We start from the raw sequence: 15035 nt of genomic DNA on the forward strand, positions 1-15035 counted from the left end.
GGTGCCGGCTCGTCTGCATACCGTGATGAATCCGCAGCGGCTCCGGCTCAGCCCGCCACCGACCCCGCCGCCCGCGCCAGGATCGCGTCGGCGAGCGCCTGGGGAGCGTGGGTGGGGATCCAGTGGCTGACGCCGTCCAGCACGACCAGGTCGTACGGCGCCTCGACGTGGTCGGCGCAGCCGTCGACGCCGGGGCGCGCGATCGCGGTGTCCTCGGTGCTCCACACCAGGGTGGTGGGGACCCGGACGCGACCGCCCATGCCGCGACCGCGGGAGAGCGGGAGGGCGCGGTACCAGGCGAGGGCGCCCGGGAGCGCGCCGTACTCCACGATCTCGGAGCGGAAGCGGGCCACCTCGTCGCGGGTCATGCCGCTGCGGCGCAGGCCCTGGTCGATCGGGCCGCCGGGCAGACGGGCGAGGCCCTCGACGACGAACGGGAGCTGGAACAGGCCCATGTACCAGCTGCGCAGGCCCTGCCGCGTGGTCTTGATCGCCCGCACGAACGCCGCCGGGTGCGGGACCGAGACCGCCGTCCAGCTCGTGACGAGCTCGGGGTGCCGGGCGGCGACCGACCAGCCGACGTTGGCGCCCCAGTCGTGGCCGACGAGGTGCACCGGCCGGCCGATCCGCTCGATCAGGGCGACGACGTCGGCGACCAGCTCGGGCACGGTGTACGACGACCTGCCGCCGGGCCGCGCACCCGGCGAGTAGCCGCGCTGGTCGGGCGCGTAGGTGCGCATCCCCCGCGCGTGCAGCAGCGGCGCCACCTCGCGCCAGCAGGTCGCGCGCTCGGGGAAGCCGTGCAGCAGCACCACCGGGGCGCCGTCCTCGGGACCCGCGTCGGTGACATCGAAGGTCAGCCCGTCGCGCTCGAACGCGTCGATCCTCACGACCTGTGCACCAGGTCGTAGACCTCGCGCTTCGGCACCCCGGCCAGCCGGGCCACCTCGGCGATCGCCTCCTTGCGGGTCATCCCGTCCTCCTCGCGCTCCGCCACCGCGGCCCGCAGGCCCGCCGGGTCGGTGGCGATCTCGGCGCCGGGGACCGCGCCGGCGACGACGATGGTCACCTCGCCCCGTACCCCGTCGGCGGCCCACGACACGAGCTCGGTCAGCGGCCCGCGCCGTACCTCCTCGTGGGTCTTGGTCAGCTCGCGGCAGACCGCCGCGGGTCGGTCGTCACCGAACGCCGACGCCATCGCCTCCAGCGCGGCCTCGGTGCGGTGCGGCGCCTCGAAGAAGACCATCGTCCGCTCCTCGCGCGCCAGCGACTGCAGCCGCCGCGACCGCTCCCCCGCCTTGCGCGGCAGGAAGCCCTCGAAGCAGAACCGGTCGACCGGCAGCCCGCTGACCGCCAGCGCGGTCAGCACGGCACTGGGGCCGGGGACGGCGGTGACGGGTACGTCGTGCTCGACCGCGGCCGCGACGAGCCGGTACCCCGGGTCGGACACGCTCGGCATCCCCGCGTCGGTCACCAGCAGCACCCGCTCGCCGGCCAGCAGCGCCTCCAGCAGCACGGGGGTGCGGGCCGTCTCGTTGCCCTCGAAGTACGACACGACCCGCCCGGTCACACTCACGTCCAGGTCGGTCGTCAGCCGCTTGAGCCGCCGGGTGTCCTCGGCCGCGACGACGTCCGCCGTCGCGAGCTCCTCGGCCAGCCGGGGCGGCGCGTCGCCCACCCGTCCGATCGGCGTTGCCGCGAGCACCAGGACGCCGGTCATGCGGCCGATCATGTCAGGCCCGGCACCCACCCCCGCCGACCCGGCGCGAGTTCGCGCCGGGTCGGCGGTGAACTGGCGCCGGGTCGGCGGGTGGGACGTAGAGTTCGCGCGTGCCGACGTCCGCCCCGACCCCTGCGCGCGAGCGCGACGTCACGGGGCTCGTCGTACCGACGGCGTGGCAGCGGGCGCGGGCGCGGGTCGGCAGCGAGGACCCGCTGATCGGCTGGTCGGCGAGCATCGGGGTGGCGCTGCTGGCGCTGTTCCTGCGGCTGTGGAAGCTGGGCTCGCCGCGGGAGTTCGAGTTCGACGAGACCTACTACGCCAAGGACGCGTGGTCGCTGCTGCACCACGGCTACGTCCAGTCGTACGCCGACGACGCCAACGAGCAGATCCTCGCGGGGAACACCTCGGGCCAGTGGACCGGCGACCCGTCGATGGTCGTGCACCCCGAGGCCGGGAAGTGGCTGATCGCGCTCGGCGAGAAGGCGTTCGGCATGGACCCGTTCGGCTGGCGGGTCTCCGCGGCCGTGGCGGGCGCGCTGATGGTGCTGGTCATGTGCCGGCTGGTACGACGCATGACCGGGTCCACCCTGCTGGGCTGCACCGCCGGACTGCTGCTCAGCCTCGACGGCCTGCACTTCGTGCTGTCCCGGCTGGCCCTGCTCGACATCTTCCTGGCCTTCTTCACGCTGTGCGCCATCGCCTGCCTGGTCAACGACCGCGACTGGTTCCGCGCGCGCCTGGCGCGCGAGGTCGACGAGCCGGTGACCGAGGGCTGGGGGCCGGTCCGCGCGCTGCTCTGGCGGCCCTGGCTGCTGGTCGGCGGCCTCTGCTTCGGCCTGGCCATCGGCACCAAGTGGACGGCGCTCTACCCGCTCGCGGCGTTCGGCATCCTGGTCTGGCTGTGGAGCGCCGGAGCCCGCCGTACCTTCGGCGTGCGCCGGGCGGTGCTCCGCTCGGCGGTGGTCGACGGGCTGCCGGCGTTCGGCTACCTCGTGGTCGTGGGCCTGATCGTGTACGTCGCCACCTGGACCGGCTGGCTGGTGCACGCGGACGAGTACGAGGAGCACCTCTCCAACACCCAGTACACGACGTTCGTCAGCGGTCACTGCGACGGCGAGAACTTCGTCGTCGACGAGAAGGACGACGGCAGGCAGTGGCCCTCGGCGGCCGAGCCGGACGCGCGCGGGCTCGCGGAGGTCGAGCAGTCGCTGCGGTCGCTGTGGAGCTACCACCGTGACGTGTACACGTTCCACACCCACTTCCTGAACTGCAGCACCCACACCTACGCCTCGAAGCCGTCGGGCTGGCTGCTGCTGAACCGGCCCGTCGGCGTCGCCGCCGACACCGGCATCGAACCCGGCACCCGTGGCTGCGACGCCCCCGCCGACAGCGACTGCCTGCGCCAGGTGCTGCTGATCGGCACCCCCACCATCTGGTGGGGCGGCATCCTCGCGCTGCTCTTCGCCGTCGTCGCCTGGGTCGGGCAGCGGGACTGGCGCTTCGGCGTCGCCGTCGTCGGTACGGCGTCCACCTGGCTGCCCTGGCTGCTGTACGACGACCGCCCGATCTTCCTGTTCTACATGGTCGTGACGCTGCCGTTCGTCGTCCTGGCGCTGACCCTGACGATGGGACGGCTGATCGGGCCGGACCGAGAACCCACCGCCCGCCGTACCTTCGGCGTGATCGTGTCGGGCTCGTTCGTCGTCCTGACCCTGCTGAACTTCGCGTGGTTCTGGCCGATCTTCACCAACGGCCTGCTCACCCATGCCGAGTGGCTGAACCGGGTCTGGTTCTCGCGCTGGATCTGAGCCCGGTGACCCGGCTGGGTACCGAGGACGCATGGACCTCGCCCGCCGCCTGACCGTGACCCTCGCCGAGATCTTCTGCATCGTCGGCACGCTCGTCGGGACGGGGGTGATCGGTACCCGGGTGGCGGAGTCGTCGGGCGGCGCGCTGTCGGCCGACGCCACGCTGCTCGCTCCCGCCGGGACGGCGTTCTCGATCTGGTCGGTGATCTACGCCGGGCTGGCGGCGTACACGGTGTGGCAGTGGCTGCCGGGCAACGGCACCGACGAGCGCGCCCGCGCGACGGGGTGGCTGGCCGCGGCGTCGATGGTGCTCAACGCGACCTGGCTCCTGGTCACCCAGGCGGGCTGGATCTGGGTCAGCGTGCTGGTGATCCTCGCGCTGCTCGCGACCCTGGTCGCGCTGATCGCCCGGCTCTCGCGCCTGCCCGCGCGGGGGCTCGTCGACCGGCTGGTCGTCGACGGCACCTTCGGGCTCTACCTCGGTTGGGTCGCCGTGGCCACCTGCGCCAACACCGCCGCCGCCCTCGCCGTGGACGTCAGCGTGAGCCGGGCGGTCGCCGAGATCGGGGCGGTCGCCGCGGTCGCGCTGGTGCTCGTGGGAGGCGCCTGGCTCGCCATGCGGTACGGCGGCCGCTGGGCCGTCGCCCTCGCCAGCACCTGGGGCCTCGTCTGGATCGCGGTCGGTCGGCTCGGCGACTCCCCCGAGTCCGTCGTGACCGCCGTCGCGGCCCTGGTCGGTGCGGTGGCGATGATCCTGCTCGTCGCCCGGCAGCGAGGCCCTACGCTCACCGCGTGACCAGCTTCGTCCCCGGGTGGGACTCCCTTCCGCAGCCCCTGCAGGACTTCTGGACCGAACGGCACCTGTGCAGCCTCACCACGCTGCGGCCCGACGGCCGGCCCCACGTCGTACCCGTCGGCACGGCGATCGACCCCGAGCTCGGCTGCGCCTGGGTGATCACCCGCGCGGGCTCGCGCAAGGTGCGCAACCTGGAGGGCAACCCGCTGGTCGCGGTGTGCCAGGTCGACGGCGGCCGCTGGTCGACGATCGAGGGCCGCGCCACCCTGCACGACGACCCCGAGAGCGTCGCCCGCGCCGTCGAGCGGTACGCCGCCCGCTACCGGCAGCCGCAGGAGAACCCGACCCGCGTCGCGATCCGGATCGAGGTCGACCGGTTCGTCTTCGGCCCGGGCCTGCTCCCCTCCTGACCCGAAATCGCCGACCCGGCGCGAGTTCGCGCCGGGTCGGCACCAAACTCACGCCGGGTCGGCGTGCTTGAGGGTCAGGCGGCTGCTGCCTCGCGCTCCTCCAGGGCCTCGGTGAGCATGGCGACGAGGGCCTCCAGCTGGATGTCGGCGGAGGAGCCGATCTCCTCGTCGGAACCGTCGAGCGCGCGGGCGGCGAGGCCGGCCTTGCTGTCGATGAGCTCGGCGATCTTGGTGTCGACGGTCTGCGAGGCGATGATCCGCCAGGCGGTGACCGGGGTGTCCTGGCCGATCCGGTGGATCCGGTCGATCGCCTGGGTCTGCTCGGCGTCGGTCCAGGAGAGCTCGGCGAGCACCAGGTTGGAGGCGACCTGGAGGTTCAGGCCGACGCCCGCCGCGGTGAGCGAGCAGACCACGACCGCGACCTCGGGGTCGTTGACGAAGACGTCGATGTTCTTCTGCCGGGTGCGCGGGGTCTGGTCGCCGCGGATCGAGGAGTACTTCAGGCCGCGGCGCTCGAAGGTCTCCTCGGCGACGTCCATGACGTCGACGTGCTTGGCGAAGAAGACGACCTTGCCGACGTTGCGCGCCAGCTGGGCGGTGTAGTCGGCGGCGAGCCCGGCCTTGGCCTGGCCGATGCGGCGCATCATGCCGAAGACGTTCTCGCCGGTGGAGGTCGTGGTGGTGTCCTCGCGCTCCCAGGTGGCGACCCGGCGTACCAGCTCGTGGTCGATGCCGTCGACGACCTTGCCCGAGGTACGGGTGGCGAGCGCGGTGTCGTAGCGCTCCACCAGGCGGCGGGCCAGCTCGCGCTCGGCCGCGCGGATCGAGCGGCCCATCTCGCCCTCGAGCTCGACCGGCAGGTCGGCGACCCGGCGGGCCGGGATGTCGGCGGCCACGTCGACCTTGCGGCGCCGGACGATGCCCATCTCGATCACCCGAGCACGGGCGGCGGGGTAGAACGCGGGGTCGGCCGGGGTCAGCCCGGTCTCCTCGAGCTTGTCCATCAGCTCGCGCCGCGGCTTCTTGTCGTCGATCCAGCCGAGGAACTCCCAGATCGCCTGGAAGTCCTCGATGTCGTTGATCAGCGGCGTGCCGGTGAGCGCCATCAGCAGCGGCCGGGCGGCACGGGCGCGGATCTTCTCGGACAGGTGCAGCACGTGCTGGGAGCGCTGCGAGCCCTTGTTCTTGATGAAGTGGGCCTCGTCGACGACCATCCCGCGGAACCCGTGGTCGCTCATCCAGCCGACGTGGCGGTCCAGGATCTCGTAGTTGACCACCACGATGTCGGCGAAGCCGTCGATGTCGTGGCCGTCCCCGTGGATCACCGTGACGGCCCGCTCGGGCGTCCACAGCGCCGCCTCGCGCGCCCAGTTGGTCTTGACGACGTTGGGGACGACGACCAGCAGCGGGTACGCCTCGGCGGCGCGCGCGGCGAGCAGCGCCTGGGCCGTCTTGCCGAGGCCGGGCTCGTCGGCGAGCAGGTACGTCCGGTGCCCGTCGGCCGCGGAGGCGACCAGCTCGCCCTGGTGCTTCATCAGCTCCAGGCCGGGCGGCAGCCGCATCGGCTGCGGGTCGGGCAGGGTCATCGAGGACGACGCACCCCCCTGCTCGAAGGAGCGGAACAGCGGTCCGAGCAGCTCCCAGGACGCGAGCCGGCGCGGGCCGTCGTACCGCGGGACGACGGTGAAGTCGGGGACCAGGAACGGGTTGGAGAGCTGGCGCTGGCGCACCGAGACCGGTACGACGCGGCGGGTGGCCGGCACCCCGAGCGGGTCCGGCTCCGGCTCGGGCTCCGGCTCGGGCTCCGGCTCGGAGCCGGCGGCGCGCAGCATCTCGTTCTTCAGCTCCCGCGCGGCGTCGGACATGGTGGCGTCCTCGGCGAGCAGGGCGAGCATCGAGGTGTCGCGGGCGGCGGTCTTGGCCAGGATCGTGGCGATCCCGTCGAGGCGCTTGAGCTCCTCGCCCCGCTGGGACTCGGTGAGCTCGGTGTCGGCCTTGAGGCGCTGGCGCTCCTCGCGCACCAGGAGCGCCACGACCTGGAACTTGGTCCGGGTGGACCCGTCCACGCGACCCCGCTGCACGGCGGTCTCCACCTCGCGCACGGCGCGGGCGAGCACCGGGATGATGCCCTCGTTGTCCAGCGCGCGAGCGCGCTGGCGTGCCGCCGGACGGCGAGCGCCGTTCTGACGCTGGCCTCGTCGAGCCACAGACCCCTCCTCGGTGCCGGACGACCCGTCCGGCCTGGTGACGCGGTCACACCCTCGGCCCCGGCAGCAGACGACAGAGCCGGGCCGGCGCCACGGACGCGCGGGACCGGCCGGAGGTGCATGGGACGGTGGACCGGCAACGCCGATCGGACAGCCGAGGACGCGGGCCACCTCTTCCTGCCGTCGAGGGTACCAACGCGTGCCGCCGGCCACCCAACCGGTGGACTCAGGCCAGCAGATGCAGTCCGGCGAGCGCGCCGACCGCGCCGACCGCGAGCAGCGCCTGCAGGAGGGTCAGGACCCGCAGCCCGGTGTCGTCGGGCGGTCCGCCGGGCCGCGGCCGGCGCAGCTCGCGGAGCAGGTCGAGCCCCCAGGTCACCAGCACCCCCAGGGCCAGCCCCGCCACCGCCGCCGCGGTCGTCCAGTAGCGCGACCCGGCCATGTGCACGAACGGCTGGAACAGCAGGCCGCCGAGGGCGACCTTGACCAGCAGCACCTGGACCTGCCGGTCGCGCGGCCCCCGCGAGACGAGCAACAGGGCGAGGACGACCACGATCGTGCCGAGTGTGAAGAACCGGTCGGTCACGTCCCGGGACTCCTCCTCGAACCGGTCCGCCTCCTTGTCGTACGGCAGATAGTCCAGGTAGAAGGCGGGGTCGGTGCGGTAGCGCTCGAGGTTCTCCAGCACGTCCCCGGCATAGCTGTGCAGCGTGACGTCGCGGCGGGCGTACGCCGACATCTGCTCCTGGATCTCCAGCTCGCTGCGCCCGGTCGCGCGGGCCACCTCGCGGGAGTACTGCACCGGGTTGAACCAGATCGTCCCGGCGGGGTCGCACGGACCGAAGCAGAACTCGTCGCGGTCGCCGAAGGTGTTCGCCAGCGCGAGCGGAACGGAGGTGGTGGTCACGACCCGGCCGCCGAGCGAGGCCGAGGCCAGCAGCGACCAGGGCAGCAGCACCGACACGAAGACCACGACCCCGGCGAGGACCGCGAGCACCGCCCGGCGGCGCTCGCGGCCCCGGAACGCCCAGAGCGCCGTCGCGCCGGCGAGCAGGCCGAGGGTCACCAGCGCGGGCATCATGCTGGAGCGCAGGTAGAGCGCCGCCACGGCCCAGCCGGCCAGCCCCGCGACCTGCCGCACCGTCGGGACGGAGCCGGCGGCGACGACCCGGGCCAGCTCCACGGCGCGGAGCAGGACCACCACCAGCACCAGGCCGGCGTTGAGGTCGCCCCACGCGGCGACCCCGAACAGCGCGAAGGCCGGGATCAGTCCCGGGAGCACCGCGAAGCACAGCGCGGCGGCCGGCCCGAGTACTCGGCGTACCTGCCACGCGGCGTAGAGGAAGAGCGCGGTCGAGACCAGGCCGAGGTAGCCGCGGACCGACTCCATCGACGCGTCCGGCAGTACCAGGAACAGCGGGGTCAGCAGCAGCGACATGCCCGGCATGAACCAGCCGTTGCCGACCACGTTGCGCTCCAGGTCCGCGCCGTCGACCGGCCCGAACGAGCCCAGGTCGCGCAGCGCGTTGGACAGCGAGCGGGCCGCGTCGAGGTACGCCTTCTCGTCGCCGACCGGGTCGGCGCCCGAGCTGTGCCGGAACATCAGCACCTGGAGCAGCACGTGCGCGCCGAGCAGCACCACCAGCACCCAGTCGGCCCGGCCGATCCGGAACCGGGGCGGCCTCACGGGAACTCCCGCGGCTTCGGCGGGAAGCGCTTGGTGGAGTACGGGTCCGCGCACACCGGGTCCGTGGACGACAGGGGCGTCGACGGCAGGTGGAGCACCACCGTCCCTCGGACGACGGAGTCCTCCGGGCGGTCGGGCAGCTCGCTCACCGTCGCGGTGACGGAGTGTGCGCCCTTCGCCCAGGCCAGCGGGCCGGCGGGCTCGTAGCCCGCCGCCCGCAGGGACCGGTCCAGCGCGGCCTCGAGATCGGCGGTGCTCAGCTCGTCCCACTGCAGGACCACCCGCCGTCGTACGCCGCCGCCCGTGGGCAGGTCGCGGTCGCTGCGGACCTGGTAGGGGAAGTCGAGCTCGATGCCGTCGGCGAGCGGGTAGCAGCCGTTGGTCAGCGCGTCCGGCCCCAGCAGCGGCCGGTAGGTCCCGATCGGCTCGGCCCGCCCGAAGGCACCGCTGACCACGACCAGCACGAGCGCTGCGCCGCCCAGCGCGAGGCGGATCAGGGTCGGACGACGCATCGGTTGCCCCCGGTGATCGGCTGGTGATCGGCTCCCGAGCGGGAAGGTCCTGGTCCGGCGTGGTGGTCGGGCGCCAATGTAGTCGAATGCCGGGTCCGAGCCGGGCGGCTGTAGGTTCGCCGGGTGTCCGACAGCCGCCCCCGCCGTACCTTCGCGGTGATCAGCCACCCCGATGCCGGAAAGTCCACCCTGACCGAGGCGTTGGCGCTGCACGCCCGCGTCATCACCGAGGCCGGCGCCGTGCACGGCAAGGGCGGGCGCCGCGCCACCGTGTCCGACTGGATGGAGATGGAGAAGGCCCGCGGCATCTCCATCACCTCGGCCGCGCTGCAGTTCGTCTACCGCGACCACGTCATCAACCTGGTCGACACCCCCGGCCACAGCGACTTCTCCGAAGACACCTACCGGGTGCTCTCGGCCGTCGACTCCGCCGTGATGCTGGTCGACGCTGGCAAGGGGCTCGAGCCGCAGACCCTGAAGCTGTTCAAGGTCTGCGCGATGCGCGGCATCCCGGTCATCACCGTCATCAACAAGTGGGACCGTCCCGGCCTGGCGGCCCTGGAGCTGATGGACCTGATCGAGCAGCAGATCAAACTGCGCCCCACCCCGCTGACCTGGCCGGTCGGCGAGGCCGGCGACTTCCGCGGCGTCCTGGACCGGCGTACCGGCGAGTTCGTGAAGTACACCCGCACCGCCGGCGGCGCCACCCGCGCCCCGGAGAAGCGGATGCCGGCGACCGAGGTCGACGCCGACGACCTCCCGGTCTGGCAGGACGCCGTCGAGGAGCACGAGCTGCTCGGCGCGGACGACGCCGACCACGACCAGGAGCGGTTCCTGGCCGGCGAGACGACGCCCGTCATGTTCGCCTCCGCCCTGCAGAACTTCGGCGTCGCGCAGCTGCTCGACCTGCTGCTCGACCTGGCCCCCGCCCCCGGCCCGACGCCGGGCGTCGACGGTTCGGTACGCCGGGTCGAGGACGAGTTCAGCGCCTTCGTCTTCAAGGTCCAGTCCGGCATGAACGCCGCGCACCGCGACCGGCTCGCCTACGCGCGCGTCGTCTCCGGCGACTTCGAGCGCGGCATGGTCGTCACTCATGCCTCGACGGGGCGGCCATTCGCGACCAAGTACGCCCAGGCCGTCTTCGGCCGCGAGCTGTCCTCGATCGAGCACGCCTCCCCCGGCGACATCATCGGCCTCGTCAACGCCCAGTCGCTCCGCGTCGGCGACACCGTGTACGTCGGCGACCCCATCGAGTACCCGCCCGTCCCGACCTTCGCCCCCGAGCACTTCATGACCGCCACGGCCGCGGACATCGGGCGGTTCAAGCAGTTCCGCAAGGGCATCGAGCAGCTCGACCAGGAGGGCGTCGTCCAGGTGCTCCGCTCCGACCTGCGGGGCGACCAGAGCCCGGTCCTCGCCGCCGTCGGGCCGATGCAGTTCGAGGTCGTCCAGGAGCGGATGACCAACGAGTTCAACTCCCCGATCCGGCTCTCCCGGATTGACTACTCCGTGGCCCGTCGTACCGATGCCGAGGGGGCGGTCGCCCTGGCCGGCAAGCGCGGCACCGAGGTGCTGCAGCGCTCGGACGGCACCTACCTCGCGCTCTTCGTCGACCAGTGGCGGGCGACGGCCACCGCGCGCGACAACCCCGACGTACTGCTCGAGGCGCTGCCCGCCGGCGGCGCCTGAGCCGCCGCCTCCCCTCCGACCCCGCGGATCCTTCGACCGCGGGGTTGATCTCGTTGCGCCCCTCGGGTATATAAAACCTGCAACCGCTGATATAGGTCTGGCGGGCTTACGCAGACCGCCGGCCGCGACGAGAGGACCAGGAGGACACCATGCTGCTGCGCACCACCGACCCCTTCCGCGACTTCGACCGCCTCACCCAGCAGCTGCTCGGGACGACCAACCGGCCCGCCGTGATGCCGATGGACGCCTGGCGCGAGGGCGACCGTTTCGTCGTCGAGTTCGACCTGCCGGGCGTCAGCCCGGAGAGCATCGACCTCGACGTCGAGCGCAACGTGCTCACCGTCCGCGCCGAGCGGGTCGCCCGCAACGGCGACTGGCAGGTGCTGGCCAGCGAGCGCACCCGCGGCGCCTTCAGCCGCCAGCTCGTGCTCGGCGACAACCTCGATCTCGAGCGGATCGACGCGAGCTACCACGACGGCGTGCTCCGGCTGCTGATCCCGGTGGCCGAGAAGGCCAAGCCGCGCAAGATCGAGGTGACCACGGAGCGCCGCGACCCCGCCGCGATCGAGAGCTGACCGGCGCCGGCCGATCTCTCCGCAGGGCCGCCCGGGCGATCGCCTCGGGCGGCCCTTGCGCGTCGTCACCACCCGGCCCATCGGCCCGCTGAGCGGGACGGCACTCGCCGGACCACACCGGCGCTGCGAGTTTTGCCAGGTGAACAAACTCTGGCGGATGCCGTGAGCCGACGCGGCCCGCGCGCCGACCTCGACGTCCGGGCCGTGGTGCTCGACGTCGCCGAGCGCATGTTCGGCACCCAGGGACCCGAGGCCGTCTCGCTGCGCGCGGTCGCGCGCGAGGCCGGGGTCGCCCCGGCGGCCGTCAGCCACCACTTCCCCGGCAAGACCGCCCTGATCGCGGCCGTGGTCGCCCGTCGCTCCCCGGCCGTCTCGTCCGGGATCCGCGCCGGCCTGCAGCCGCTCCTCGACGCGGGCGAGGTCCCGGTGAGGGCTCTCGTCGACGCGGTCCTGCGCCCGCTGGTCGGCGTCCTCGCCGACGACCCCGTCGGCGGCCTGAGCTGGCTGAAGGTGCTCGTCCGCCTCGCCCTGGACGACGACCCGCTCTTCGCCGAGACCCTGCACGGCGAACCCGGCCTCGACGAGCTGTTCAGCCGGGTCGCGGCCCGGGCGCTGCCCGACCACGCCGACGCCGACGTACGGCGCCGCACCGGCATCGCGATGCTCACCATGCTCACCGCACTCTCCGGCGCCGACCTCCGCGGCTACGGCCGTCCTCTCGGCGCGGCCGGCCTCGACCCGGCCTGGGTCGAGCAGCTGGCGCTGTTCACCAGCGCCGGGCTCACCGCCACCTCCCGCCCTCGACCGACCGGCCCGACAGGAGACCCCGCATGACCGACCGCACCGACGAGCTCGACACCCTGCTGGCCAAGCAGGCCATCGCGGAGGCGCTGGCGGCGTACTGCCGGGGCGTCGACCTGGTCGACGGCGACCTGGCCCGCTCCGTCTTCCACGCCGACGCCGTGGCCGACTACGGCGCGATGTTCTCCGGGACCGGCTACGAGTTCGTGGCCTTCATCGAGCAGGTGCACCCGGCGATGGAGGCGCACCACCACCAGATCGGGAACATCACGGTGACGGTGGACGGCGACCACGCCGGCAGCGAGTGCTACGTCACCGTGCACCTGCGCTCGCGCACGCCCGACGGGGTGCTGCAGGACACCCGCTCCTGCGGCCGGTACGTCGACCGCTGGGAGCGCCGGGACGACACCTGGCGGATCCGGCACCGCCGCTACCTGCACCACCTCGACGAGAGCACCCCGGTCACCTCGCCCGGCTTCCCCACGACCGGCCGGCGCGACCGCGAGGACCCGAGCTACGCCGTACTCGCCGATCCGAGCGGGTCCGGTCGATGAGCGCGACGATGCGGGCGGTCACCCTGCGCGCGGGACGCCTGGAGCTGAAGGAGGTGCCGCGACCCGTCCCCGGCCCGGGCCAGCTGCTGGTGCGCACGCTCGCCTGCGCGATCTGCGCCTCCGACCACCACTACGTGGACCATCCCGAGGTGGCCCGCGACGACCGGTCGGGGATGCGGGTGCACGCCCCGGACGAGGACGTGATCATGGGCCACGAGTTCTGCGCCGAGGTCGTGGCCTACGGCCCGGACACCCGGCAGGAGTGGCCGGTCGGCACCCGGGTCACCTCGACGCCGGCGCTGTTCGTCGACGGCGGCCTGCGGATCATCGGCATGGCGCCCGACGCTCCCGGCGGGTTCGGGGAGTACCTGCTGCTGAGCGAGGGCTTCGTCGTACCCCTGCCCGACGACCTGGCCCCGGAGCGGCTCGCACTGATCGACGCCATGGCCGTGGGCTGGTACTACACCCGCGTCGGGGTCGCCGTCGCCGGCGCGGTGCCGCTCGTCGTGGGGCTCGGCGCGATCGGCCAGTCCGTGGTCGTCTCGCTGAAGCAGCGCGGCGTCGGCCCGATCGTGGCGTCCGATTTCTCCGCCCGGCGCCGCGAGATGGCGCTGCGACTGGGCGCGGACGTCGTCGTCGACCCCGCGACCGAGTCGGTCTGGGACGCCTGGCGACGCGCGGCCTGGGGTGCGCCGGACGAGGTCCACGACCGGATCGCCCTGTCGGGCCTCGCGCCGTGCGTCGCCTACGAGTGCGTCGGCGCCTCGGGCGTGCTGGCCGACATCGTCGAGAACTGCCCGGTCGGCACCCGGGTCCTGAGCGCGGGCGGGGCCGGCAGCGACACCATCCCCTCCGCCACCGCGCACCTGAAGGGAGTCAACCTCCAGTTCGGCGGCGGCCCGGCCATCACCGACTGGCTCGAGATGGCCGAGCTCGTCGCCACCGGCCGGGTCGACCCCTCGCCCCTGGTCGGCGAGACGGTCGGCCTCGACGGGCTCGCCGACGCCATCGACCGGGCCCGCTCGCCCGAAGGTCCGATGCGGATCGTCTGGGTGGCGGACTCCTAGACCACGCCACCCTCGAGGACCGTCACCTGTCGGCGGGCGCCTGCGAGATCGCCTCCACCAGGTCCCCGACCTTGCCCTCCGGCAGGTGTCGGGCGATGTCGGCCTGGCTGATCATGCCGACCAGGTCATGGCCGTCGATCACCGGCAGTCGTCGTACTCCGGCGCGACTCATCGTCGCGAGCGCCTCGTCCACCGAGTCGTCCGCCCCGATGGTCACGACCTCGCCGCCGGCGTAGTCCTCGACCTTGACCTGGGTCGTGTCCATGCCCTCCGCCACGCAGTTCAGGACGATGTCCCGGTCGGTGATCATGCCCTTCAGGCGGTTGTCCTCACCGCAGATCGGCAGCGCCCCGACCTGCAGGTCCTTCATCTTCCGTGCCGCCTCGGTGACGGTCTCGTTGACCTGGGCGCACTCGGCGCCCCCGGTCATGATCTCGCGTGCGGTCGTCATCGTCGTTCCCCTCTCTCGTAGAGCCACCCCTCCCGACCGGTGGCCCGATCCGAGCCGGCCATGCGCCCGCGGGGAACGAAGGACGGGGCGACTCAGGCGCGGGCAGCCAGGAGCGCGGCGACGACCGGAGCGGTGGCGGCCAGCCAGTCGGCGTACGCCGTCGGGTCGTCGTACTGCGCGTCGACGACGTACAGCCCGCGACCGGGGACCGTGCCGCCGATCTCGGTGAGCACCGGGCGCAGCGCCAGCTCCGGGGCCAGCGAGTGGGCCGGGCTGCCGCCGAGCATGAGCGGTACGGCGACGCCGGAGAGCCCGGTCCCGCCCGCGAACCGGTCGAGGAACAGCTTGAGCAGTCCGGTGTACGCCGCCTTGTACGTCGGGCTGGCCACCACCACGAGATCCGCGTCCCCGACCTGCACGACCAGCTCGGCGACCGCGGGGTCGGACCAGTCGAGGATCGACGTGCCAAGGGTGGCGAGGTCGACCACCAGGTCGGGATCAGAGCCGGTGAGCTCGCGGACGACGTACGTCGCGGCGCTCAGCGTGCGGCTCTGCGGCTTGGGGTTCCCGACGACCACCGCGGTGGTCGGGGTCTGTCTCGTCGCGGACATCCGCATCCCTTTCCAGATTGAGTCTTATTTTCCTATCAATCTAGTCGACTTCATCGCGTCGACCCCGCCCGACCGCCGAGTCGGCAGAACTTGTCGACGACCTGTCGGCAACTTCTGCCGACTCGGCGCGCAACTTCTGCCGAC

General features: G+C 73.0%; 15 protein-coding genes. 8 read left to right on the forward strand and 7 right to left on the reverse strand.

Features of this window, described 5'->3' with window-relative positions; genetic code table 11:
- Nucleotides 1-47: 47 nt before the first annotated feature.
- Both VMF51_RS04460 and rsmI read right to left on the reverse strand, forming a co-directional pair.
- Complete coding sequence (locus VMF51_RS04460) at nucleotides 48-890, reverse strand: alpha/beta fold hydrolase (protein ID WP_325473198.1); 843 nt, start codon at nucleotides 888-890, stop codon at nucleotides 48-50.
- Complete coding sequence (gene rsmI, locus VMF51_RS04465) at nucleotides 887-1720, reverse strand: 16S rRNA (cytidine(1402)-2'-O)-methyltransferase (RefSeq protein WP_325473199.1); 834 nt, start codon at nucleotides 1718-1720, stop codon at nucleotides 887-889. The genes VMF51_RS04460 and rsmI overlap by 4 nt, the downstream gene beginning before the upstream one ends.
- Before the next feature lie 110 nt (nucleotides 1721-1830).
- Between rsmI and VMF51_RS04470 the strand changes: the two genes are divergently transcribed.
- The 3 genes from VMF51_RS04470 to VMF51_RS04480 are packed head-to-tail and all read left to right on the forward strand — an operon-like array spanning nucleotide 1831 to nucleotide 4737.
- On the forward strand, nucleotides 1831-3531 hold the full coding sequence (locus VMF51_RS04470; RefSeq protein ID WP_325473200.1) for a dolichyl-phosphate-mannose--protein mannosyltransferase: 1701 nt from the start codon (nucleotides 1831-1833) through the stop codon (nucleotides 3529-3531).
- A 31-nt stretch (nucleotides 3532-3562) separates the two neighbouring features.
- Nucleotides 3563-4327: a tryptophan-rich sensory protein gene (locus tag VMF51_RS04475; protein ID WP_325473201.1), complete on the forward strand. Its 765-nt coding sequence runs from the start codon at nucleotides 3563-3565 to the stop codon at nucleotides 4325-4327.
- Nucleotides 4324-4737 (forward strand): PPOX class F420-dependent oxidoreductase, encoded by a 414-nt coding sequence (locus tag VMF51_RS04480; RefSeq protein WP_325473202.1) that lies wholly within the window; start codon nucleotides 4324-4326, stop codon nucleotides 4735-4737. The genes VMF51_RS04475 and VMF51_RS04480 overlap by 4 nt, the downstream gene beginning before the upstream one ends.
- A 74-nt stretch (nucleotides 4738-4811) precedes the next feature.
- Here the strand turns inward: VMF51_RS04480 and VMF51_RS04485 are convergent, their stop codons facing one another.
- From VMF51_RS04485 to VMF51_RS04495, 3 genes are all read right to left on the reverse strand, one after another.
- Nucleotides 4812-6944, reverse strand: a complete 2133-nt coding sequence (locus tag VMF51_RS04485) for a DEAD/DEAH box helicase (RefSeq protein ID WP_325473203.1) — start codon at nucleotides 6942-6944, stop codon at nucleotides 4812-4814.
- Nucleotides 6945-7170: 226 nt separating this feature from the next.
- Complete coding sequence (locus VMF51_RS04490) at nucleotides 7171-8631, reverse strand: hypothetical protein (RefSeq protein WP_325473204.1); 1461 nt, start codon at nucleotides 8629-8631, stop codon at nucleotides 7171-7173.
- Complete coding sequence (locus VMF51_RS04495) at nucleotides 8628-9143, reverse strand: hypothetical protein (protein WP_325473205.1); 516 nt, start codon at nucleotides 9141-9143, stop codon at nucleotides 8628-8630. The genes VMF51_RS04490 and VMF51_RS04495 overlap by 4 nt, the downstream gene beginning before the upstream one ends.
- Nucleotides 9144-9266: 123 nt before the next feature.
- Between VMF51_RS04495 and VMF51_RS04500 the strand changes: the two genes are divergently transcribed.
- The 5 genes from VMF51_RS04500 to VMF51_RS04520 all read left to right on the forward strand — a co-directional run bounded on the left by VMF51_RS04500 (nucleotide 9267) and on the right by VMF51_RS04520 (nucleotide 13829).
- Nucleotides 9267-10832: a peptide chain release factor 3 gene (locus VMF51_RS04500; protein WP_325473206.1), complete on the forward strand. Its 1566-nt coding sequence runs from the start codon at nucleotides 9267-9269 to the stop codon at nucleotides 10830-10832.
- Between the two features lie 149 nt (nucleotides 10833-10981).
- Nucleotides 10982-11407 carry an HSP20 family small heat-shock protein gene (locus VMF51_RS04505; RefSeq protein ID WP_325473207.1) on the forward strand — a complete coding sequence of 142 codons (426 nt, stop codon included), beginning with the start codon at nucleotides 10982-10984 and terminating at the stop codon, nucleotides 11405-11407.
- 162 nt (nucleotides 11408-11569) lie between these two features.
- Nucleotides 11570-12241 (forward strand): TetR/AcrR family transcriptional regulator, encoded by a 672-nt coding sequence (locus tag VMF51_RS04510; RefSeq protein ID WP_325473208.1) that lies wholly within the window; start codon nucleotides 11570-11572, stop codon nucleotides 12239-12241.
- The gene (locus tag VMF51_RS04515) at nucleotides 12238-12762 is read left to right on the forward strand and encodes a nuclear transport factor 2 family protein (RefSeq protein WP_325473209.1); all 525 of its coding nucleotides are present in this window, start codon (nucleotides 12238-12240) and stop codon (nucleotides 12760-12762) included. The genes VMF51_RS04510 and VMF51_RS04515 overlap by 4 nt, the downstream gene beginning before the upstream one ends.
- Nucleotides 12759-13829 carry an alcohol dehydrogenase catalytic domain-containing protein gene (locus VMF51_RS04520; protein ID WP_325473210.1) on the forward strand — a complete coding sequence of 357 codons (1071 nt, stop codon included), beginning with the start codon at nucleotides 12759-12761 and terminating at the stop codon, nucleotides 13827-13829. The genes VMF51_RS04515 and VMF51_RS04520 overlap by 4 nt, the downstream gene beginning before the upstream one ends.
- A gap of 22 nt (nucleotides 13830-13851) precedes the next feature.
- Here VMF51_RS04520 and VMF51_RS04525 read toward each other — a convergent pair whose 3' ends face one another.
- On the reverse strand, nucleotides 13852-14280 hold the full coding sequence (locus VMF51_RS04525; protein ID WP_325473211.1) for a CBS domain-containing protein: 429 nt from the start codon (nucleotides 14278-14280) through the stop codon (nucleotides 13852-13854).
- Nucleotides 14281-14372: 92 nt separating this feature from the next.
- Nucleotides 14373-14891: an NAD(P)H-dependent oxidoreductase gene (locus VMF51_RS04530; protein WP_325473212.1), complete on the reverse strand. Its 519-nt coding sequence runs from the start codon at nucleotides 14889-14891 to the stop codon at nucleotides 14373-14375.
- Nucleotides 14892-15035: the final 144 nt, after the last annotated feature.

Origin of the sequence: Nocardioides sp. (genome assembly GCF_035503875.1) — a bacterium.
In the GTDB taxonomy this organism is placed as follows: domain Bacteria; phylum Actinomycetota; class Actinomycetes; order Propionibacteriales; family Nocardioidaceae; genus Nocardioides.